Here is a 21,948-nt window from a genome sequence, read left to right on the forward strand (position 1 = left end):
GTAAGTGCACATGGCTATAATTGACGATTTGCGCGGCACTTAGCACAAGCTAACTGTCCGTCGTTGTAACAGTTTCCCAACTTGGATGATATCTATGGATCATACTCCGCAGTCGCAACTCAAGCTGTTGCTTGCCAAAGGTAAAGAGCAAGGTTACTTAACCTATGCAGAAGTGAACGATCACTTACCTGCAGACATGGTCGATTCTGACCAGATCGAAGATATTATCCAGATGATAAATGACATGGGTATTCGGGTGTTCGAAGAAGCACCAGATGCCGATGACATGATGATGTCGGAAGACAACACAGACGAAGATGCAGCGGAAGAAGCCGCAGCCGCCCTTGCCACAGTAGAAAGTGAGCTAGGCCGCACCACAGACCCAGTGCGTATGTACATGCGCGAAATGGGTACCGTTGAACTGCTGACCCGTGAAGGCGAAATCGTTATCGCCAAACGCATCGAAGAAGGCATCAACACAGTTCAAAGCTCTGTCGCAGAATACCCACAAGCGATCGCCATGATCCTTGAACAGTACGACCAGTACGAAGCCGACGAACTACGCCTGTCTGATATTATCTCTGGATTTGTTAACCCGGACGAAGAAGACTTAGGTCCAACAGCGACTCATATCGGTTCTGAATTATCGGAAGAAGATCTCGATGATGAAGATGACGATGAAGACGACGAAGACGAGGACGGTGATGGCGACGGTGATGACGATGGCAACAAGGGTCCCGATCCTGAAGAAGCACGTGAACGCTTTAGCCAATTAAGAACCGCCTACGAAAACGCGCTTAAGATCATCGATGCCAAAGGTCGTGAGCACCCAGAATCGATTCAAGCACTGTTTGAAATCGGTGAAATTTTTAAAGAGTTCCGCCTCGTACCTAAGCAATTCGACCGCTTAGTGAAAAGCATGCGCACTATGATGGACCGCGTGCGCGTTCAAGAGCGTCTACTGATGAAGCTCTGTGTCGAACAGGCCAAAATGCCGAAGAAGAACTTCGTTAAATTCTTCACCGGTAACGAAACTAATTTAGATTGGTTCGATGCAGAAAAGAACTCAACCAAGCCTTATGCCGAAGGCTTAAGAATGGTTGAAGAAGACGTACAGCGTTGCCGTAGCAAGCTGGCAGCCATCGAAGAAGAAACCGGCTTAGTGATTGCCGCCATTAAAGATATCAACCGTCGTATGTCAATCGGTGAAGCCAAGGCTCGCCGTGCGAAGAAAGAAATGGTTGAGGCAAACTTACGTCTAGTAATTTCTATCGCTAAGAAATACACCAACCGTGGTCTGCAATTCTTGGATCTTATCCAAGAAGGTAACATCGGTCTGATGAAGGCTGTAGATAAGTTCGAATACCGTCGTGGTTACAAGTTCTCGACCTATGCGACTTGGTGGATCCGTCAGGCAATCACCCGCTCAATCGCGGACCAAGCCCGTACGATCCGTATTCCAGTACATATGATCGAAACTATCAATAAGCTGAACCGTATCTCTCGCCAAATGCTGCAGGAAATGGGTCGTGAACCCTCACCTGAAGAACTGGCAGAGCGTATGATGATGCCGGAAGATAAGATCCGTAAGGTACTGAAAATCGCTAAAGAACCTATCTCCATGGAAACCCCAATCGGTGACGATGAAGATTCGCATTTAGGTGATTTTATCGAGGATACCACCCTCGAATTACCACTGGACAGCGCCACCAGCGAAAGCCTGAAGAGCGCCACCCATGAGGTATTAGCAGGCTTAACGGCCCGTGAAGCGAAAGTACTGCGTATGCGTTTTGGTATCGACATGAATACCGACCACACGTTGGAAGAAGTGGGTAAACAATTTGACGTAACCCGTGAGCGTATCCGTCAAATCGAGGCGAAAGCCCTGCGTAAACTGCGCCACCCTTCACGCTCGGAAATCCTAAAGTCGTTCTTAGACGAATAGTCAACCGAAGCCTAGATGCTAAGCCCCGCCTCGCGGGGCTTTTTATTGCCCCCATTTACATCCCCTAAAATCCCCGCTGAATTTCTATCGTTAAGCTCTCTTTCAAAATCAAATGGTTAAAAATCACTTTCCCATTCAGACGACATGAAATCCCTAAGTAAAAACCACAGTTGATTAACAGATAACCACTTGAATCAATTCGGTGAATTTCATCAAAAAACACGGGTGACAAGCGCAAACAAGCTTAGTATACTGCCACTCGCTTTAGGTAATGACGATTGCCTTTAGTCGGCCCCTTAGCTCAGTTGGTTAGAGCACACGACTCATAATCGTTAGGTCCACGGTTCAAGTCCGTGAGGGGCCACCACCCAATTCAACAAAAAAGCCCATTTAATTATGGGCTTTTTTGTGTCTGTTATCTGTCGACACTTATTCATCCCCACGCGCTTCATTTCCGATAACTAACTCAAACGCGATTTCGATTTGTCTCTTTAGGCTATTGCTAGAATAAGATTAAAAATAAAGGCGCTGAGTGAAGTCCACTTAAGCGCCTTGATACCTTTCCCTTGCGCACATTGTGCAAGGAATTTCGATTTAGGTCTTTAACTTACCTAATTGTTGATGCTGCTGTTTCACCAGTTCGGCGAGGACTACACTGCTTTGCTGCGCTTCACCCGCAAGACGCGCCAGCTCCGAGGCCGAATCGGAAATGCCGGTGATATTACGATTAACTTCTTCAGTTACCGCGCTTTGTTCTTCCGCTGCGGCGGCAATATGCGTCACCTGAGAAGAGATTTCTTCTATCTGACTGACCATAGAGTTAAGCGAGGTAAGCGCTTGCTCGGTTTGCGACACGGCCATTTGCGCACGCTCAGCACCTTTATCAATAATGCCAGAGGCACTATTTACTTCTTGCTGCAGGGCATCAATTAATACGCTGATATCATCGGTCGAACTTTGGGTTTTAGAGGCAAGCGCCCTCACCTCATCGGCCACCACAGCAAAACCCCGCCCTTGTTCACCGGCCCGCGCCGCCTCAATCGCGGCGTTCAACGCCAGCAAGTTGGTTTGCGCGGCAATCGAGCTAATCACCTCGAGAATACGGCTGATATTGGTGCTGCTTTCAGCCACTTTGCTCACGGCAACTTTCGCCTGCATCGACTCCTGCGACATTGTGGTTACGTATTCCATGGCCTTAGTCAGACTCTCTTCGCTGAGACGTACATTACGGGACATGGCTTCGGTTTCCGCAGCCGTTTGCTCAGAGGCTTTGGCCACTTCAAGCGCCGTGGCACTCATCTCATTGACCGCGGTAACCACGCTCTCGATTTCGCCATACTGACGATGGACACTATCGCGGGTCAATTCCGCAATTTGCGCCGAGGAGAGACTTTCCTCCTGGGTGCGTCCCGCGAGCGTTTTTAACTCGCTGATCAAGTCTTTTAACTTATGGATAAAGGAGTTAAAGCCTTTACCCAGTGCAATCAGTTCCGCATGGGCATCAACCACAATGGATTGGGTTAAATCACCATCGGCACTGGCCAAGTGTTCAACACGGCCTTGGATCATCCTCAGCGGCGCAATAATGCTGCGGATCACTATGCTGATGGTAACCACGGCAAGAATAGACACGGCTAAACCGACCATCAACAAGATACTGCCAAGGGATGTGGCCATTTCATCCATTTTGTCGTTCAACTCAATGGAGCTCTTAAAGGCTTGAGCTTTAGGGACTTGGATGGCCAATGACCATTCCGCTTTCGCCAGTGGGATTTTTATCGGATAGGCCACGATAATCTCATCATCGCTCGCCATGTAACCGCCATTTTTATGTAACGCGACTATCTGTGACGCAAGTTTAGGGTCGATAGATTCGCTCAGAGGACGCGCTTTTTTGCTGTAATGGCTCGCGGCGACCACTAAACCACGGGTACTAAGTAGAGTCACTTTAGCTTGACCGCCATAGAGACTCTTGGAGAGCTTATCAATCAGCGCTTGAAACACCGGCAAGTTCACGTCGACGCCCACCACCCCGATGAACTGTTTATGTTTCACCACTGGGACGGTTAAGGATGTCATCAAAGCCGTATTACCAGGGCTGATTTCATAGAGATAAGGTTCCATTAAACAAGGTTTTAGGGTTTCCTTAGCACAGAGGTACCATTCGGCTTCACGGATCCCAAACTCGTTTAAGGTCGTCACATATTTCTCAGCTGAATCATCCACTTGATGATGTTCGACCGTACCATCATCGTTGCGAGTGTAATACACCTCCAATGCCCCCGAGGATGCGACGCTGTGGCTAACCTCAACATTTAAAAATTCACTGTCGAGCCCGTCGTAACCATTAGGCTCAAACTGCGCATACATGGAGGATATCTGGTTGTTTTTCTTTAATACCGCTGCCACGGCAAGCTCTAAACGGTCACGCTTTAATGGCAGATCTTCCGCCGTGCTCTCCAACATGCCGGAAAAGGAAAACGGGATCCGATAGGCTTCATTGATAAAGCCCGCCACCATCTCACCATATTCGCCCGCACGGGCTTCGAGTTTGTCACGGGTTTCGGTTTGTAGTGTCTCTTGAACCTGATTAGACAGCTCGGTGTTTTGGTCCGAAAGGGTCCACCAGAGGCTGATGGAGAGAATGGCGACAATTGAGAGGAATAAGGCGGAAGTGATCCACAACAACTTAGTACTGATGGACAAATGCTTCATCGAGTAAACTCCAAAAGATAGAAGGTCAAGAGCCTAATTATTTTGATCTAGTTCATTTTTATTTTTGCTTCTCAGTTTAAAAAATAGCACTCAGTCACGAGATTACCAGCCTTTAAGATAGTGAATTGTTAAGCGTAAGTAAAACTTTTAACTGACTCCTTTTCGGCAAATCGTGGAATTATTTCAGTTAGCTGAGAGTTTGATATTTATCGTGAAACGACATGCTCTGACATGACTCAACTCACAATAAGGCCGCGAGTTGAGCACTATTTTTTTACAAAAATTAATTCCAGATTAAAAATGACCATTTCATTTGTAACAAAGTCTATTCTGTAGCGTTGTGGCATTGGTTTGCACAGACTATCGCCTTATACTCTTGGCCTCTAACACAAAACAACAATAACGGAAGCAAGCTTTATGACTCTTGGTACCAATCAGGTAAGCAAGACACATTCGTTTATGACTGTGTCACTTATCGAATTATGGGAACGTTTTGGTTATTACGGCATGCAGGCGCTGATCGTGTACTTTATGGTGCAGCGTCTTGGCTTTGATGACTCCCGTGCAAACTTAGTTTGGAGTGCCTGTGCGGCGCTAATTTACGTGTCGCCGGCCATCGGTGGTTGGGTTGGGGATAAAATTCTCGGCACCAAACGCACTATGCTGCTCGGTGCGGGGATTTTGTCGGTAGGTTATGCATTGATGACAGTGCCGACCGAAAACACTTGGTTTATGTTCTCCGCACTTGGGGTGATAGTGGTTGGTAACGGCCTATTTAAACCCAATGCGGGTAACTTAGTCCGTAAGATTTACGAAGGTGACGATTCTAAAATCGATAGCGCCTTTACCATCTACTATATGGCGGTAAACGTAGGCTCAACCTTCTCTATGCTGTTAACGCCTTGGATTAAGGATTATGTTAACGCGCAATACGGTAATGAATTTGGCTGGCATGCTGCCTTTGCCGTGTGCTGTGTGGGCTTAATCGTCGGCTTAGGCAACTATGCCCTGATGCACAAGAGCCTCGCCAACTATGGTTCAGAGCCTGATACTCGCCCAGTCAACAAAAAGAACTTGGCTATCGTTTTAGTATTAGCGGCGCTTTCCGTTGTTGCTTCTGCCATTATTCTTGAATATGAAGATGTTGCTCGAGTATTCGTGTATGCCGCGGGTGTGGCGGTATTAGGGATTTTCTTCCACTTAATTCGTACCAGTGAGCCAAGTGAGCGTGCGGGCCTTATCGCGGCGCTAATCCTCACTGTGCAGACGGTATTCTTCTTTATCTTCTATCAACAAATGTCGACCTCTCTGGCCCTGTTTGCGCTGCGTAACGTCGATTGGGATTTCCAAGTCTTTGGTACCCATTTGTGGACTTGGTCTCCGGCACAGTTCCAAGCATTGAACCCTATCTGGATCATGGTGTTAAGCCCAGTGTTGGCTTGGAGTTATTCATGGGCAGGTCGCAATAATAAGGACTTTTCGATTGCCGCTAAGTTCGCCTTAGGTTTTGCGGTTGTCGCGATTGGCTTCTTTATCTATGGTTTTGCTGGCCAATTTGCCGTTGAGGGTAAAACCTCTTCTTGGGTGATGATTTGGGGTTATGCCTCTTACTCACTCGGTGAACTGCTGGTGAGTGGTCTTGGTTTAGCCATGATCGCCCGCTACGTACCGGCTCGCATGGGCGGCTTTATGATGGGTGCCTATTTCGTGGCATCGGGTATTTCTCAGTACTTAGGCGGCGTTGTAGCGAACTTTGCCAGCGTGCCGCAGGACTTAGTCGACCCGCTGCAAACTCTGCCAGTTTATACCAATCTATTCAATAAATTAGGTATTGCGGCCGTGGTCTGTACTTTTATCGCCTTAGCCGTATTACCGCTGATGCGCCGTTTGACCGAAAGTCATCACGCCCATAACAGTATTGATGATAACGCGGCGGCCTCACTACGTGATGTGAAAGCCGAGCAATAATCCTTCACTCACATCAGTCATATGTGAGCGATAAAAACTGCCGACAAGCCACGCTTACGGCAGTTTTTTTATACCTTTAGGTTACTGCTCATCACCAAACAATCTGAACTTTCTGTGCCGACTTTTCATACATCGGCTTGGGATAAGGCTTTCACCCCTGTTTACAAAACTAAGATGTTCGGTTCCAATTTTAACTCAGTGTTAAGCTCAAGCCTTGAGCTTGTTTATCATTGATACGTCACCATATCCTAGGGTAAGACTCCATCAGCACTGACAGAGCTATCGCTTTAGCACCCACCATATTCATCCGTGGGCGGCCAAATAAAGCTGCTGCCACAGAGCTGACTCACGCAAAGAGGCGCTTAATTTATGGCTACATCATCCACATCAACCTCATCTGCCGCCCCATCGCAGGCTGTACCTGCGGCTAAATCTCCCCTGGCGGAGATTCCCTTTTCACTCCTAGAACTCGCCCCCGTACGTCAAGGTGCCAGCATCGGAGATACGCTACGCGCCAGCCTGCAATACGCTAAGGTTGCCGATGACTTAAGCTTTAATCGATTCTGGTTTGCCGAGCACCACAATATGCCCGGTATCGCCAGCGCCGCGACATCGGTATTAATTGGCTATATTGCCGAGAATACTAAACGCATTCGCGTTGGTGCGGGCGGGATTATGCTGCCCAACCATGCGCCCTTAGTGGTTGCCGAGCAGTTTGGTACACTCGAAAGTCTTTATCCTGGGCGTATCGATTTAGGGCTTGGCCGCGCTCCAGGGAGCGATCAAATCACCAGCCGCGCCCTTAACCGCGATATGAGCCGCGCGGAACAATTTCCCGCAGAGGTGAGCGAGTTGCAAACCTTACTCGGTGACTACAATGGCCATCATCCCGTCAGAGCGATTCCCGGCGAAGGCACCCATGTACCGATTTGGCTACTCGGCTCTAGCCTGTTTAGCGCCCAGCTTGCGGCGCAGCGCGGCTTACCCTATGTCTTTGCAGGGCATTTTGCGCCAAGATTCCTCTACGATGCGATTGAGATTTACCGCCGCGACTTTAAGCCATCTAAGGTGTTGGATAAGCCCTATGTCATGCTTGGCCTGCCGCTAATCGCTGCCGAGACGGACGCCGAAGCCGAATACCTGAGTACCACCTCCAAACAACGGGTACTTGCGCTGATCCGTGGTGAAGCGCTGTGGTTAAAACCGCCCGTAGAGAGCATGGATGGCCTGTGGAGCGAGCAGGAAAAAACCTATGTCGATAACTTCTTAGGGCTATCAGTGACAGGCGGCCCCACCAGCATCAAGCACCGCTTAGAGATGATAGTGAAGGAGCTGGGTGTTAATGAGTTTATCTTTACCAACGATTTGTATGATCAGGACAAACGTGAGCGCGCGCTACAAATCCTGATGGAAATTAAAAGAACTTAAGCGTTAAACCACGCCATAAAAAATCCCGCCTAAGCGGGATTTTTTATGGCTATTAACCTTTTAACACGGCATCGAAGCAGGCTTTCAGAATGCCCAGCCCCGCTCCTAGCTGCTCGTCTGGCACTGTCAATGGCACCAATATACGCAGCACGTTTCCGTAGGTGCCGCAGGAGAGGAGGATCAATCCTCGGTTTCTGGCCTCGGCTAAGATTTGGGCACAGTACTGAGGAGCAGGTTTACCATCCTCCATCAATTCAATAGCGATCATCGCCCCTAGACCACGCACATCGGCAATTTGTGGATGTTCAACCTGCATAGTATTTAATGCCGACTTAATGCGCTCGCCAATTGCATTGGCACGTTCAAGCAGCTTTTCCTCTTCAAACACCTCAAGTACGGCGAGCGCCGCCGCACAGGCCAGCGGATTACCGCCATAGGTGCCACCAAGACCACCGGGACCGATGGCATCCATGACTTCAGCTTTACCCGTAATACCAGAAAGAGGGAAACCACCGGCAATGGATTTAGCAAAGGTCGTGATATCGGCGCTTACACCCATTTGCTCCATGGCGAAGAAGGTCCCGGTGCGACCCGCCCCCGTTTGCACTTCATCGGCGATCAACATAATACCTTCACGGTCGCAAAGCGCGCGTAAACGCTGCATAAAGGCTGGCGATGCAGCATAGAATCCACCTTCACCCTGCACAGGCTCGAGGATGATGGCCGCAATATCGCTTGGCTCGGCATCGTTTTTAAAGATGCGCTCGATAGAGGCCATCGCATCATCATCTGACACGCCGTGCAGCGCACAGGGGAACTCGGCGCGGAACACATTAGCCGACATTAATCCCATACCTTTACTGTAAGGCGCGACCTTTCCCGTTAATGCCAGCGCCGCCATAGTGCGACCATGGTAACCCGAGGTAAAGGCAATCACGCCCGCCCGCTTAGTGTATGCACGAGCCACTTTAACCGCGTTTTCAACCGCCTCTGAGCCGCTGGTGAATAAGGCCGTCTTCTTGGCAAAATCCCCCGGCACTAACTGATTCAGTTTTTCACAGACTTGAATATAACTTTCGTAGCCAAGCACCATAAAACAGGTGTGGGAGAAGTCCTCAAGCTGCGCCGCAACGGCCGCCTTCACCTTGGGATGTAAATGCCCAGTGTTAAGCACAGCAATACCACCCGCAAAATCGATAAACTCCCGACCTTCAACATCCCACACGGTCGCGTTTTCGGCGCGAGCAGTAAAAACAGGATGTATTTGACCAACACCGCCTGCGACTGCGGCTTGGCGACGTGCCATTAATGAATCATTGGTTGTGCTCATTTAGTATTCCTTGCTCGCGTGCCTAAATTGGCTATACACAAATGTCGATAACAATGCCTATGCCCAAAGGGCTACCACTGGCGGTCTATTCCAAACTGATGCTTAAACAGACATACAGATATATTTGATTTCTAAATATTCTTCGATGCCGTACTTAGAGCCTTCTCGGCCAAGTCCTGAGGATTTCATTCCGCCAAACGGCGCGACTTCAGTGGAAATCAACCCAGTGTTGACGCCCACCATGCCATATTCCAATGCCTCGGCCACTTTCCACACGAGTGAGATATCACGGCCATAAAAATAAGCCGCCAAGCCAAACTCGGTATCATTGGCTTGCTTAATCACATCGTCCACATCGGTAAACTTAAACAGCGGCGCCAGTGGACCAAAGGTTTCTTCACGGGCGACACGCATACTGCTATCGACATGTGTCAGTACAGTTGGCTCGAAGAAGTTGCCACCTAAGCTATGGGGCTTGCCGCCCGCAACCACAGACGCCCCTTTACTCAGCGCATCCTCAAGATGGCTCTGGACTTTTTCGACCGCCGCACTATTGATGAGCGGTCCTGTAGTGACGCCTTCAGTAATCCCCTCACCTACCTTTAATTTGCCCACCGCAATACTGAGCTTGCGGGCAAATTCGTCATACACGCCCGCCTGAACATAAATACGGTTAGCGCAGACACAGGTTTGCCCAGCATTGCGATACTTAGCGATCATGGCGCCTTCAACCGCCGCATCGATATTGGCATCGTCGAATACGATAAATGGTGCGTTACCGCCTAATTCTAAAGATAATTTCTTCAGAGTCGGCGCGCATTGCTCCATCAACTTAATGCCCACTTGGGTCGAGCCGGTGAAAGACAACTTACGCACGACTGGATTACTACACATCTCATTACCAATGCCGATAGCATCGCCAGTGATCACGCTGAACACACCTGCGGGGATCCCAGCGCGCTCGGCAAGTACAGCCAAAGCTAATGCGGTAAAAGGCGTTTGCGGCGCAGGTTTCACCACCATAGTACAACCTGCTGCCAGTGCTGGTGCGGCTTTGCGGGTGATCATCGCCGCAGGGAAGTTCCAGGGGGTAATGGCCGCAGTCACGCCCACGGGCTGCTTGATCACCATGATGCGTTTATCGCCCTGATGCCCAGGAATCGTATCGCCATAGACGCGCTTTGCCTCTTCGGCGAACCATTCGATAAAGGAGGCGGCGTAGGTGACTTCCCCCTTAGCTTCGGCGAGGGGTTTGCCCTGCTCAGTGGTCATCATTAGCGCTAAGTCATCACTGTTTTCATTGAGTAATTCAAACCAGCGACGCAGCTTAGCACCTCGCTCTTTTGCGGTAAGTGCTCGCCATGCGGGCAAGGCTGCTTCGGCTGCCGCAATCGCCGCTTGCGTTTCGGCTTGCCCCATCACAGGGACACTGGCGATCACCGCGCCCGTCGCGGGATTGGCGATAGCGACGGTTTCTTTTGACTGCGCATCACACCACTGACCATTGATATAACATTGCTGACGCAGCAGACTCGGGTCTTTTAACAACACAGGAAATTCCTCTCGCGGCGAGGTAATGCCTTACCTCGTATAAAAAATTCAAATAAATTAGATACCTAATTTATCTCTTAGACTGTAATACCATGCCCCCAGCGCACTAAAAGGCACACGTAAGGCGTGACCGCCGGGGAAGGGATAATGGGGCAGCGCCGCAAAAGCATCGAAACGCGTGGCTTGACCATTGAGCATTTCGGCAATTAGCTTGCCTGCCAAGTGGGTATAAGTGACGCCATGGCCACTACAACCCTGTGAATAATAGATATTTTTACCAATACGGCCGACCTGTGGTAAGCGCGATAAGGTCAATAAAAAGTTACCCGTCCAAGCGTAATCAACCTTAACCCCTTTTAACTGTGGGAAGGTTTTGAGCATATTCGGGATAATCAGGGATTCGATATCCGCAGGGTCGCGGGCACCATAAACAACACCACCGCCGTAGATCAGACGCTTATCGCCAGACAGCCTGAAATAATCGAGCAGATAGTTACAATCTTCGACGCAGTAGTCTTGGGGTAATAGGCTTGCTGCCAGCTCTTCGTCCAAGGGCTCAGTGGTGATCACCTGAGTGCCGCATGGCATTGATTTAGCTTGTAATTCAGGCATAAGTTTACCGAGGTAAGCGTTACCCGCCACCACCACAAACTTGGCTTTTACGCTGCCCTTAGCGGTGTGCACCACAGGGCTATCGCCTTCATCGACCCGCAATACAGCTGAGTCTTCAAAAATCTTTCCGCCGAGGGATTCTACCGCGCGGGCTTCACCCAAGGCTAAATTCAGCGGATGAATATGGCCGCCGCTCTTATCTAACATACCGCCGACATAGCGCTCAGTATTTACCACAGAGCGAATGCTGTTTGCATCGAGCAGCTCCAGCTTGCCCACGTGACCATGGCTTTCCCATAACTGCTTTTGATGGCGTAAATGGCCCATTTGCTTTTCGTTCATCGCCGCAAATACACCGCCATCCTTTAGATCACAGTCAATGTTGTACTTAGCAATACGTTCACGGATGATGCGTCCGCCCTCGAAGGCCATTTGTCCAAAAAGCTTGGCTTGTTCTTTGCCGACGGTTTTTTCAATGGTATCAATGTCACGGCTATAGCTGTTGACGATTTGTCCGCCATTACGCCCCGAGGCTCCCCAGCCAATTCGCGCCGCTTCGAGCACCACCACACTAAAACCCAATTCGAGTAAATGCAGTGCGGCAGACAGGCCTGTGTACCCCGCGCCAATCACACAAACATCGGCTTCAATCGATTCCTGTAAACGCGCGCGCTCAACCTTATCGTTGGCCGATGCCGCATAATATGATCCAGTGTGAGGTATGGCTGACATGATGTTCCCTTGATTTTTATGTTCATTATTTTAAACAACTATCACATCCTACACCTTCAAATCGGGAAACACTAGCCATAAAAGCACAATAATTTACACAATGTTTGATATTTCAAACATGGTATCCTTGATGCCTGAAACGGATTCGAAAATTGACTGTGGAGGCACAGATAAGAAGACTTGGAGGGCAGAGAGAAGGATGACCTCGGCAATCAAGGCCATCCTTTTCGCGAGAGAATGACAACTCAGTATTTGTTCGCTCTGTGTTTGTTCACTCTGTGTTATAGCACCACTTATTAGTTCAGCGGCATACGCTCACGTTTTTCGGCGCGTCTTGCCATATACCAAGACAAGAAAGCGATTAACGACACACATAGAATGATCAGTGTCGCCAAGGCGTTGATCTTAGGCGATACCCCCAAACGCACCGAGGAGAACACCACCATAGGTAAGGTGGTCGCGCCTGGGCCTGAGGCAAAGCTTGCGATCACTAAGTCATCGAGTGACAGACTAAAGGATAACAACCAACCCGCCACTAATGCCGGTGAAATCATGGGCACAGTGATCAGGAAGAAGGTCTTAAGCGGCGTTGCGCCTAAATCCATTGCCGCCTCTTCGATTGACATGTCTAACTCACGCAATCTTGACGACACCACCACAGCCACATAGGCCGCACAGAAGGTCGAGTGTGCAATCCAAACGGTCACCATGCCGCGCTCTTTTGGCCAACCTAAGAGATCCGCCATATGCACAAATAATAGTAGCAATGACAGACCCGTGATCACCTCAGGCATAACCAAAGGCGCAGTGATCATGTTCGACAAAGTGAGCTTGGCCCAAGAGCGCTTAAACCGCGTCATCACAAAGGCGGCCATAGTACCGATAATCACCGCCATGGTTGAGCTGTAAAACGCAATCCTAAGGCTGGTCCACACCGCATCGAGAATTTGCTGATCGGCAAATAACTCGCCGTACCATTTAGGTGAAAACCCGCCCCACACTGTCACTAACTTAGATTCGTTAAAAGAATAAATTACGAGGATCAGCATAGGTGCGTACAAGAAGAATAAGCCGAACCACAGCATCACCGAAGAAAAACTCAGCTTTTTCATAGGTCTTTCTCCAAACTACGCGCCTGATAGCGATGGAATAAGGTAATAGGAATAATCAAGAGTGCCAGCATCACAATCGCCAGTGATGAGGCCACTGGCCAGTCACGGTTATTGAAGAATTCCTGCCACAGTACTTTACCTATCATCAGAGAATCTGGGCCACCGAGCAGCTCAGGGATCACAAACTCCCCTACCGCAGGAATAAACACCAGCATAGAACCTGCAATCACCCCGCTCTTCGATAACGGGAAAGTGATTTTCCAGAAGGTATTTAAACGGCTCGACCCTAAGTCAGATGCAGCCTCAATCAGGCTCATATCTAACTTCACTAAGGTCGCGTACAAAGGCAAAATCATAAAGGGCAAATAGGCGTAGATAATCCCGATATAAACGGCGATGTTAGTGTTTAAGATTTGCAATGGCTCAGAAATAACTCCTAACCACATCAATGTGTTATTGATAATCCCCGTGTTACTTAAGATCCCCATCCAGGCATAAACGCGGATTAAGAACGAGGTCCAAGAAGGTAACATCACCAATAACAACAGCACGGTTTGCAACCTTGCTGGCGCACGGGCGATGGCATAGGCCATGGGATAACCAATGATCAAACAGCCAATGGTCGAAATGAGCGCCATTTTTAATGAACTGAGATACGCGGTGTAATACAGCGAATCATCGAGTAACATCAAATAGTTACCTAAATGCAGGAAGATGTTTAATACATCATCCGCATATTGGAAGGTCGCCTCGTAGGGCGGAATCGAAATCGCCGCCGTCGAAAAACTGATCTTAAGAACAATGGCAAAGGGCAAGGCGAAGAACAACAACAGCCAAGCATAGGGGAAGCTAATCGTCCAGAAACGTCCCTTAAGCCATTTTAGTTTTGACTTCATCTTCATGATCTTAACACCACGCCACTGGTGTCCTCCCAGCTGATGAACACTTCATCATCCCATGTCGCATGGTCGGCACGGCGTTCACGGTTGGTCATACTGCATTGCACTATTTGGCCGTTCTCGAGGCGAATGTAGTACACCGAAATGCCACCTAAGTAGGCGATGTCATGCACTATGCCCTTGGCCCAGTTGTACTCGCCCTCAGGTTGCTCACGGCTGATAATGGTTTTTTCGGGGCGTACCGCTAACCACACATGCTTTTCCTCGGCACTGGTCGTTACCCCGTAACCCACATAGAAAGGCTGAGCTAAATCATTGGGTTTAATGATGAGGTGGTCGACTTCGTCCACTTCAATCTCACCGCCAAAGAGGTTCACTGAACCGATAAATTCGGCAATCATGCGGCTGTTTGGACTCTCGTAAATGTCCATAGGTGAACCAGTTTGGGCAATCCAACCGTCGCTCATAATCGAAATGCGGCCCGCCATGGTCATAGCTTCTTCCTGATCATGGGTCACCATTACACAGGTCACGCCTACACGCTCAAGAATTTCAACCACTTCTAACTGCATCTGAGTACGCAGCTTTTTATCCAGTGCGCCCATAGGTTCATCGAGTAGCAATAACTTAGGACGTTTCGCGAGGGAGCGGGCTAACGCCACCCGTTGACGCTGACCGCCGGAAAGCTGATGCGGCTTACGTTTGCCATATTGCTCCATATGCACCAACTTGAGCATTTCTTGCACCCTTTGCTCAATTTCCGCTTTGGGCAACTTATCTTGCTTTAAACCGAAGGCGATGTTTTGCGCGACCGTCATATGGGGAAAGAGCGCATAAGACTGGAACATCATGTTGATGGGACGTTCGTAGGGGGGCAAATCGGTAATGTCTTCACCGTCGAGAAAAATCCGTCCCGAGGTCGGTCTTTCGAACCCCGCGAGCATACGCAATAAGGTCGACTTCCCTGAGCCAGAGCCCCCAAGTAAAGCAAAAATCTCACCTTTATTAATCGTCAATGATACGTCGTCAACCGCGCGTACATCGTCGAACAATTTACTGACCCGCTCAATCTTAAGCAGGACTTTTTCTTGCGTCTTTGTAGTGGGTTTGTTGGTGACGCCCGAGGTGCTTGCCATAGTACTTCTCCACCCGAGTATTGATGCGACAAGGCGTTCAATACTTGAGATTTACACAATGAATTAATGAATAGAGATAAAATCTGTAGGCCGAATGCTCAAGGAGCAAGGCAATGTCTGTGCGATTAAAAGGGGCAAGCAATGCTTGCCCCATCTCGATTATTGGCCAGACTTCACTTTGGTCCAGACGCGGGTTAATACGCGTTGGATTTTTAATGGACGGATTTCGCCAATATACAATTTATCCAACACTTCTTTTGGCGGATAAATCGCAGGGTCATTGCGAATCGCTTCATCAACTAAAGGCTGTGCTGGGTCGTTAGGGTTCGCATAAGCCACATAGTTAGAGATAGGCGCAATCACTTCAGGGCGGAGTAAGTAGTTGATAAGTTTGTGAGCATTTTCAACGTTAGCCGCATCCGCAGGGATAGCTAACATATCGAACCACAGGTTCGCGCCTTCTTTTGGAATCGAATAACCAATCTTGTTACCGTTACCCGCTTCATCGGCACGGGCCGCAGCTTGGAATACGTCACCAGAGAAGCCGAACGCCACACAGATATCCCCGTTCGCGAGATCAGAGATATAGCGTGATGAGTGGAAATAAGTCACGTAAGGGCGAATTTTTTCGAGTAATTCACCTGCTTTTTCATAGTCTTCGGCTTTCGTGCTGTTAGGGTCAAGACCTAGGTAGATCATCGCCTGTGGCACCATATCATCGGCCGAATCCAGCATAGCGAAGCCACACTTAGAGATTTTTTCAGCATATTTTGGGTTAAAGATCAGCTCCATTGAATCAAATGGCGCATCTTCACCTACCGCGGCTTTCACTTTATCGATGTTGTAACCGATACCATTGGTACCCCAAAGGTAAGGTACGGCATATTGGTTACCAGGATCAGCCTTCTCTAACTGTTTCATCAGATCGGCATTGAGGTTTTTAAAATTGCTGAGTTTAGAGCGGTCTAGCGGCTTGAATGCGCCAGCCTTAATTTGTTTAGCGAGGAAATGGTTAGATGGAACCACGATGTCGTAACCACTGCGGCCAGACAGTAACTTGGCTTCCAGCACTTCGTTACTATCAAACACATCGTAAATCACCCGAATGCCCGTTTCTTTCTTGAAGTTTTCTAAGGTATCTTCGGCGATATAATCAGACCAGTTATATACGCGCACTACTTCTTCAGCTTGAGCAGCAACGCTTGCGAGCGCGCCCGCGGTTACTAAAGCCAAAGTCGTCATCTTATTAAATAGCTTCATGCTTTCTCCTTTCTCGGGTAGCAGAATTGCCTTTAACAATTCTGAAATTGTGTCACCGACCATCTGCTCGGTTATTGTTGTTATTCTCGACCAATGCTACACCTTAAAAACCGCATCGGCAGTCTCTACAGCACCATAATGCCTTCATCTCTAGGTGGCTGCAATGAATGGGAGTATCAGATTTCATGCCAAATTTGTCGATTTGCCCACTTGCATTAACAAGCAAAAAAAAAGACTAGATATTTGTACGCCCTACATCTTGCAACATTCAGGCAAATGCCTCAAGCCCCTAGAAAAACCGCTGAAACCATCTCAGGAAAAACTATTTTAAACCTTAACTAACAGCGAGTTACAAACCGTTTCATTCAACTTAATTTATGTATTAGCAACCAAGGTACAAAATCATCATCGCTTTGAGTTCATTGAATGAGATTTCACAGCGCGACTCAGTTACCGTAAAGCATACGTAAGCATTTCAATTTAAAAGCACTCTGCACCAAAGTTAAGCAAACTCACCGAATTGGTGCAGAGCATTTTTACTGATTGTTCAAATATTCCCGCTATCTTGACCCTAAATCCGTTAAGGCCGTGACAGTTTTGAACAAAAACAGTGCAAATTACACACTGAGTAACAGGAACTCACGCTCCCACGAACTCACGACGCGGCGGAAGTTTTCGAGCTCGGCCTGTTTTACCGCCACAAAGCCAGTGGTAAAGGCTTCACCTAAATATTCCTTACAGGCATCGCTCTCTTCCATCGCCGCTAACGCTTCTTCTAAGGTCAACGGCAGGCAATGTGGATTGTTGCTACGGCTTTCGTTCGATTTCCCCTGCACTGGCGTCGAGGGTTTTAACCCTTCCACCATACCGATGTAACCGCAGAGTAAGCTCGCTGCGATGGCTAAATAGCAGTTTGCATCCGCCCCAGGAATACGGTTTTCAATGCGGCGGTTTTGCGGTGAAGACTCAGGAATACGCAGGCCGCAGGTTCTGTTCTCAACGCCCCATTCCAAGTTAACTGGCGCAGAGGTGCCCGGTAAGAAACGACGGAACGAGTTGGCATTAGGTGCCATCAACGGCAAGAGTTCAGGAATAAACTTCTGTAAACCAGCGATATAACTTAGGAATAATGGGCTTTGAGTACCGTCTTCATTGGTGAAGATGTTTTTGCCTGTTTCCTTATTAATCACGCTTTGGTGAATGTGCATGGCACTGCCTGGCTCATCGGTCACAGGTTTAGCCATAAAGGTGGCGCACACATTGTGCTTTAATGCCGCCTCACGCAGGGTGCGCTTGAATACAAACACCTGATCCGCAAGAGATAATGGATTACCGTGGCTGAAGTTAATCTCCATTTGCGCTGGGCCGTCTTCGTGGATCAGCGTATCGATATCTAAACCTTGCAGCTCACACCAGTCATACATATCTTCGAAAAGCGGATCGTATTCGTTAGCCGCATCAATCGAGAAAGACTGACGTCCCGCTTCGGGTCTGCCCGAGCGACCAATTGGTGGCTTAAGGGGTAAATCGTGGTCATCGCTACGGCTGGTAAGATAAAACTCCATTTCAGGTGCAATAACTGGCTCCCAGCCTTTTTGCTCGTATAGCGAGAGCACTTTCTTCAATACGTTACGTGGCGATAATTCGATGGGATTGCCCATTCTGTCGTAGCAATCGTGGATCACTTGCGCTGTGGCTTCAATGGTCCAAGGCAACATAAATACGGCATTTTCATCAGGGACACAGACAAAATCGATGTCGGCGTCGTCGAGCAAACTGTAATAAATATCATCGTCGACAAAGTCACCAGTAACGGTTTGCAGCAACACGCTTTCGGGTAAGCGCATGCCTTTTTCGTCGAGGAACTTATCCACTGGGGCAATTTTTCCGCGGGCGATACCTGTCATATCGCTGATAACACATTCGACTTCTGTGATTTTTCGTTCTTTTAAAAAAGCGATTAGCTTATTCATTTTATTTCACTCGAGTTGTAGCCCTACGACGGCATGCATCACCAAAGGCATTGAATATAGAGAGGAAAAATGGGTTTTCACTCACCTTCCATTCAGGATGCCATTGCACACCGAGGGCAAATTCATTTGCGTCTATAACGGAGAAGGCCTCCACTAGACCATCTGGAGCATAAGCTTCTGGCCGCAACCCAATCCCAAGACGCTCTACGCCCTGAGTATGTACAGAGTTTACCTCTGCCGAGTTACGGCCCCAGGCCTCGTAAATGACCCCCCCAGGCTCCACAGTAATACTGTGGGATGGCCCATATTGCACCTCTAATGAGGCCTCTTTATCTTCTCTGTGTTCAATAAAACCGCCCACTTCGTGCAACTTCTGATGCAGACTGCCACCAAAAGCGACGTTCATCTCTTGAAAGCCACGACAAATCCCAAGCACAGGCACACCCGCCGCAATGGCCGCACGAATAAGCGGTAAGGTGGTGGCATCGCGTTTGGGATCGTGGTGAGTACCGATTTCACTCGGTTCACCCGCATAGAGATGGGGTTCAACATTCGAAGGCGAACCGGTAAAGAGAATGCCATCGAGACTTGCCAGAATCGCCTCTATAGGTTGTTCAGCACCTAATGAGGGGATCACTAAGGGCCAGCCCTTAGCACCATTCACTACACCTAAGAGGTATTTTTCACCAACAATATTAAAGGGATGTGATCCCAATTGTTGATTACACGCAATAACACCAATAAGGGGCAACTCGACAGACATAACTCACCTTCACCTTGAATGACTGCATAATGAACATGTTAAGTTTTGATGTTCATTTTTTCACACAGTACACCGAATTTTAACCTCAGGCAAGAGGTTAAACACTTGTTAATGATCGTTTAGTTGCAAGACAGCATTTTGGGATGTAATACAGGAAATTAGGGGGTATTGTGTTGCCTAAGGGTAACAGAATCGGCTTATAGCGGTTGTTTATGATGAAAATTAGGCAAAGATAATCAGAGCTGATTTAGAGTCATTTGAAAAATATTATTTACACTTTGAAAAATATTTTGTAATCCAAAGCCAGTTTGATGCGAGGTAGATAAGGGGGAAATCTCAAGATGGCGCCATCCTAGACAATCTAGGACAGCGCTCTGCGACTAGCTATGCGATTAGAAATTCGCTGGCGTTGTTGCACTGACCAGTCGACAGGGTTCATCGAAAGGGTTACGAAATCTATGGGGTAATTCACTGTTAAAATAGTAACTATCACCCGCTTCTAAGATATATACCTCATCGCCAACGGTCAGTTCGAATTTGCCTTCGATCACCATGGCCGCCTCTTCACCTTCGTGTTTCAGCATTTCCTCGCCCGTATCCGAACCCGGTGGGTAGGTTTCACTCATCACCGACATGGCACGATTGGGAAAGTCGCGGCCAATCAACTTAAATTCTAACGGCCCAGTACCTATATCGAGGAGTTCATCGGAGCGATAAACCACTTTTTGCTCACTCTCAATCGAGGCTTCAATCGAGAAAAAATCCACTAAAGACATAGGGATACCCGACAATACCTTTTTCAAAGAACTGACGGACGGGCTAACACTGTTTTTTTCGATCATTGAAATTGTACTGTTAGTCACACCAGCACGCTTAGCCAGCTCACGCTGGGATAAGCCTTTCATTTTTCGAACAGTTCTGAGACTGGCTCCAATATCCAAATTTCGCATCTCCCCAAAGGATCGGTTGCCCCGATAGATGAAGAACAGGTTGTTCAGGATAAACATCATCCCAAACACATTTTAGCCCTAAAAGCGTGAGTTTAATCGCTTCCATTGTATTCTATCTAAAAAGTGTGTTAAATAAAATGCACACTTTTTAGCAGTATCACAAAAGTGTGATGAGTATACTGGGACAAGCCCAATTTACAATAAAAACAATTTTTTGGAGCTCAAATGACCACCAAACCTCCCGTTCATAGTGAACAATATCCCCAGTCTTATTATGTTGATACTGCAAAAGAAATTTACGCTCATCCCCAACTTGAGGGCAAGGTAAGCACCGACGTTTGCATTATCGGCGGTGGTTTCAGTGGTATTAACACAGCTATCGAACTGCGGCAAAAGGGCCTAAACGTGGTGCTACTCGAGGCCAAGCGCATAGGCTGGGGAGCCTCAGGGCGTAATGGTGGTGAGCTGATCCGCGGTATTGGCCATGATCCTGCGCAATTTATCAATGAGATAGGCCAAGAAGGCGTGAGCGCCATTGAGCAAATGGGGTTTGAGGCGGTAGAGATTGTGCGAAATCGCATCCAGACCCATCACATCGATTGCGATTTACAAATGGGCTATTGCGATCTGGCAGTTAAACCTCGGCATATGCTCGAACTAGAACAAGAGTTCGACCATCTTAAACACCTTGGATATCAGCATGAAATCAAACTATTAACTCAGTCTCAGCTCGGAGAGGTTATCGGCTCAGACTTTTACCAAGGCGCCCTAGTCGACATGGGCAGCGGCCATTTGCATCCGCTGAATTTGGCCTTGGGCGAGGCTCGTGTCGCCCGTGACTTGGGCGCTCAATTATTTGAATACAGCGCCGCAGAAAAGATTATTCCTGGGGATAAACCGCGAGTATTAACGGCAAAAGGCGAAGTGACTTGCCAATATCTGGTGCTCGCAGGCAACGCTTATATTGGCCATAAACTGAATAGCTACATAGGCGGAAAAGTCCTGCCCGCGGGGAGTTACTTGCTTGCAACCGAGCCACTGACAGAAGTGCAATGCCAAAGCATTATCCCGCAAAATATGGCCTTTGCAGACATGCGAATCGCCTTAGATTACTTCCACTTATCGGCGGATAGACGCTTACTCTTCGGCGGACTTTGTACTTATTCAGGCAAAGATCCTAAGGATATTGAAGCAGCGCTCAGGCCGAACCTCGAGAAGGTATTCCCACAGTTAAAAGGCGTACGCATCGATTACGAATGGGGCGGCATGATAGGCATTGGCGCCAACCGTATGCCCCAAATCGGTCGCCTCCCCGATTCGAGTAATATTTTTTACGCCCAAGCCTACGCAGGCCACGGCGTCAATGCCACCCATATGGCTGCCAAACTGCTCGCCGAAGCCATATGTCAGCAGGCGGGATATTTTGATGTGTTTGCCAAAATCAAACATATGACCTTCCCCGGCGGCCCCACATTCCGCTCGCCCATGCTGGCTGCGGGTATGCTGTACCACAGGTTTAAAGACTTATTCTAAGGTTTGCCCTGTCGTTGGATATGCGAGCAAGCTATCCAACG

15 protein-coding genes and 1 tRNA gene are annotated in these 21,948 nt (G+C 48.4%); 5 read left to right on the forward strand and 11 right to left on the reverse strand.

Translation table 11 applies throughout. The features are described 5' to 3' along the window. The first annotated feature begins 94 nt into the window (after positions 1-94). Together rpoD and L2713_RS09160 are read left to right on the forward strand one after the other, a co-directional pair. Positions 95-1,945: an RNA polymerase sigma factor RpoD gene (gene rpoD, locus L2713_RS09155; RefSeq protein WP_248967666.1), complete on the forward strand. Its 1,851-nt coding sequence runs from the start codon at positions 95-97 to the stop codon at positions 1,943-1,945. Positions 1,946-2,235: 290 nt separating this feature from the next. Further along, positions 2,236-2,312: transfer RNA gene (locus L2713_RS09160), tRNA-Ile, on the forward strand. Between the two features lie 227 nt (positions 2,313-2,539). Here L2713_RS09160 and L2713_RS09165 read toward each other — a convergent pair. Beyond that, the gene (locus L2713_RS09165) at positions 2,540-4,660 is read right to left on the reverse strand and encodes a methyl-accepting chemotaxis protein (protein ID WP_248967667.1); all 2,121 of its coding nucleotides are present in this window, start codon (positions 4,658-4,660) and stop codon (positions 2,540-2,542) included. A gap of 417 nt (positions 4,661-5,077) precedes the next feature. On the opposite strand from L2713_RS09165, the gene L2713_RS09170 reads away from it, so the two are divergent. After that, the gene (locus L2713_RS09170) at positions 5,078-6,628 is read left to right on the forward strand and encodes a peptide MFS transporter (protein WP_089067236.1); all 1,551 of its coding nucleotides are present in this window, start codon (positions 5,078-5,080) and stop codon (positions 6,626-6,628) included. A gap of 369 nt (positions 6,629-6,997) precedes the next feature. Beyond that, on the forward strand, positions 6,998-8,056 hold the full coding sequence (locus tag L2713_RS09175) for an LLM class flavin-dependent oxidoreductase (protein ID WP_248967668.1): 1,059 nt from the start codon (positions 6,998-7,000) through the stop codon (positions 8,054-8,056). Between the two features lie 52 nt (positions 8,057-8,108). Here L2713_RS09175 and gabT read toward each other — a convergent pair whose 3' ends face one another. The 10 genes from gabT to L2713_RS09225 all read right to left on the reverse strand — a co-directional run bounded on the left by gabT (position 8,109) and on the right by L2713_RS09225 (position 20,365). Continuing rightward, a complete protein-coding gene (gabT, locus tag L2713_RS09180) occupies positions 8,109-9,386 on the reverse strand; it encodes a 4-aminobutyrate--2-oxoglutarate transaminase (RefSeq protein ID WP_011623661.1) in 1,278 nt (425 codons plus the stop codon). A gap of 102 nt (positions 9,387-9,488) precedes the next feature. Next, a complete protein-coding gene (gene gabD, locus L2713_RS09185) occupies positions 9,489-10,937 on the reverse strand; it encodes an NADP-dependent succinate-semialdehyde dehydrogenase (protein WP_248967669.1) in 1,449 nt (482 codons plus the stop codon). A gap of 57 nt (positions 10,938-10,994) precedes the next feature. Continuing rightward, a complete protein-coding gene (locus L2713_RS09190; RefSeq protein ID WP_086903103.1) occupies positions 10,995-12,281 on the reverse strand; it encodes an NAD(P)/FAD-dependent oxidoreductase in 1,287 nt (428 codons plus the stop codon). 296 nt (positions 12,282-12,577) lie between these two features. After that, the gene (locus L2713_RS09195; protein WP_011623664.1) at positions 12,578-13,393 is read right to left on the reverse strand and encodes an ABC transporter permease subunit; all 816 of its coding nucleotides are present in this window, start codon (positions 13,391-13,393) and stop codon (positions 12,578-12,580) included. Further along, on the reverse strand, positions 13,390-14,295 hold the full coding sequence (locus L2713_RS09200) for an ABC transporter permease subunit (protein WP_011623665.1): 906 nt from the start codon (positions 14,293-14,295) through the stop codon (positions 13,390-13,392). The genes L2713_RS09195 and L2713_RS09200 overlap by 4 nt, the downstream gene beginning before the upstream one ends. Continuing rightward, positions 14,292-15,428 carry a polyamine ABC transporter ATP-binding protein gene (gene potA / locus L2713_RS09205; RefSeq protein WP_011623666.1) on the reverse strand — a complete coding sequence of 379 codons (1,137 nt, stop codon included), beginning with the start codon at positions 15,426-15,428 and terminating at the stop codon, positions 14,292-14,294. Before potA ends, L2713_RS09200 begins: the two co-directional genes overlap by 4 nt. A 159-nt stretch (positions 15,429-15,587) precedes the next feature. Continuing rightward, positions 15,588-16,688 carry a polyamine ABC transporter substrate-binding protein gene (locus L2713_RS09210; protein ID WP_041408839.1) on the reverse strand — a complete coding sequence of 367 codons (1,101 nt, stop codon included), beginning with the start codon at positions 16,686-16,688 and terminating at the stop codon, positions 15,588-15,590. Between the two features lie 617 nt (positions 16,689-17,305). Continuing rightward, complete coding sequence (locus L2713_RS09215; protein ID WP_011623668.1) at positions 17,306-18,661, reverse strand: glutamine synthetase family protein; 1,356 nt, start codon at positions 18,659-18,661, stop codon at positions 17,306-17,308. A gap of 1 nt (position 18,662) precedes the next feature. Continuing rightward, positions 18,663-19,424, reverse strand: coding sequence for a gamma-glutamyl-gamma-aminobutyrate hydrolase family protein (locus L2713_RS09220; RefSeq protein ID WP_248967670.1), 762 nt, complete (start codon positions 19,422-19,424; stop codon positions 18,663-18,665). 392 nt (positions 19,425-19,816) lie between these two features. Then, positions 19,817-20,365 carry a cupin domain-containing protein gene (locus L2713_RS09225; protein WP_039977919.1) on the reverse strand — a complete coding sequence of 183 codons (549 nt, stop codon included), beginning with the start codon at positions 20,363-20,365 and terminating at the stop codon, positions 19,817-19,819. Between the two features lie 234 nt (positions 20,366-20,599). Between L2713_RS09225 and L2713_RS09230 the strand changes: the two genes are divergently transcribed. Then, positions 20,600-21,907, forward strand: coding sequence for an NAD(P)/FAD-dependent oxidoreductase (locus L2713_RS09230; protein WP_248967671.1), 1,308 nt, complete (start codon positions 20,600-20,602; stop codon positions 21,905-21,907). The last annotated feature ends 41 nt before the right edge of the window (positions 21,908-21,948 follow it).

The sequence above is a fragment of the Shewanella seohaensis genome, assembly GCF_023283775.1.
Lineage (GTDB): Bacteria > Pseudomonadota > Gammaproteobacteria > Enterobacterales > Shewanellaceae > Shewanella > Shewanella seohaensis.

Coding starts and splice junctions, on each gene's coding strand:
- rpoD (WP_248967666.1), top strand. CDS start 95: ATGGATCATACTCCGCAGTCGCAACTCAAGCTGTTGCTTGCCAAAGGT.
- L2713_RS09165 (WP_248967667.1), bottom strand. CDS start 4,660: ATGAAGCATTTGTCCATCAGTACTAAGTTGTTGTGGATCACTTCCGCC.
- L2713_RS09170 (WP_089067236.1), top strand. CDS start 5,078: ATGACTCTTGGTACCAATCAGGTAAGCAAGACACATTCGTTTATGACT.
- L2713_RS09175 (WP_248967668.1), top strand. CDS start 6,998: ATGGCTACATCATCCACATCAACCTCATCTGCCGCCCCATCGCAGGCT.
- gabT (WP_011623661.1), bottom strand. CDS start 9,386: ATGAGCACAACCAATGATTCATTAATGGCACGTCGCCAAGCCGCAGTC.
- L2713_RS09190 (WP_086903103.1), bottom strand. CDS start 12,281: ATGTCAGCCATACCTCACACTGGATCATATTATGCGGCATCGGCCAAC.
- L2713_RS09195 (WP_011623664.1), bottom strand. CDS start 13,393: ATGAAAAAGCTGAGTTTTTCTTCGGTGATGCTGTGGTTCGGCTTATTC.
- L2713_RS09200 (WP_011623665.1), bottom strand. CDS start 14,295: ATGAAGATGAAGTCAAAACTAAAATGGCTTAAGGGACGTTTCTGGACG.
- potA (WP_011623666.1), bottom strand. CDS start 15,428: ATGGCAAGCACCTCGGGCGTCACCAACAAACCCACTACAAAGACGCAA.
- L2713_RS09210 (WP_041408839.1), bottom strand. CDS start 16,688: ATGAAGCTATTTAATAAGATGACGACTTTGGCTTTAGTAACCGCGGGC.
- L2713_RS09215 (WP_011623668.1), bottom strand. CDS start 18,661: ATGAATAAGCTAATCGCTTTTTTAAAAGAACGAAAAATCACAGAAGTC.
- L2713_RS09220 (WP_248967670.1), bottom strand. CDS start 19,424: ATGTCTGTCGAGTTGCCCCTTATTGGTGTTATTGCGTGTAATCAACAA.
- L2713_RS09230 (WP_248967671.1), top strand. CDS start 20,600: ATGACCACCAAACCTCCCGTTCATAGTGAACAATATCCCCAGTCTTAT.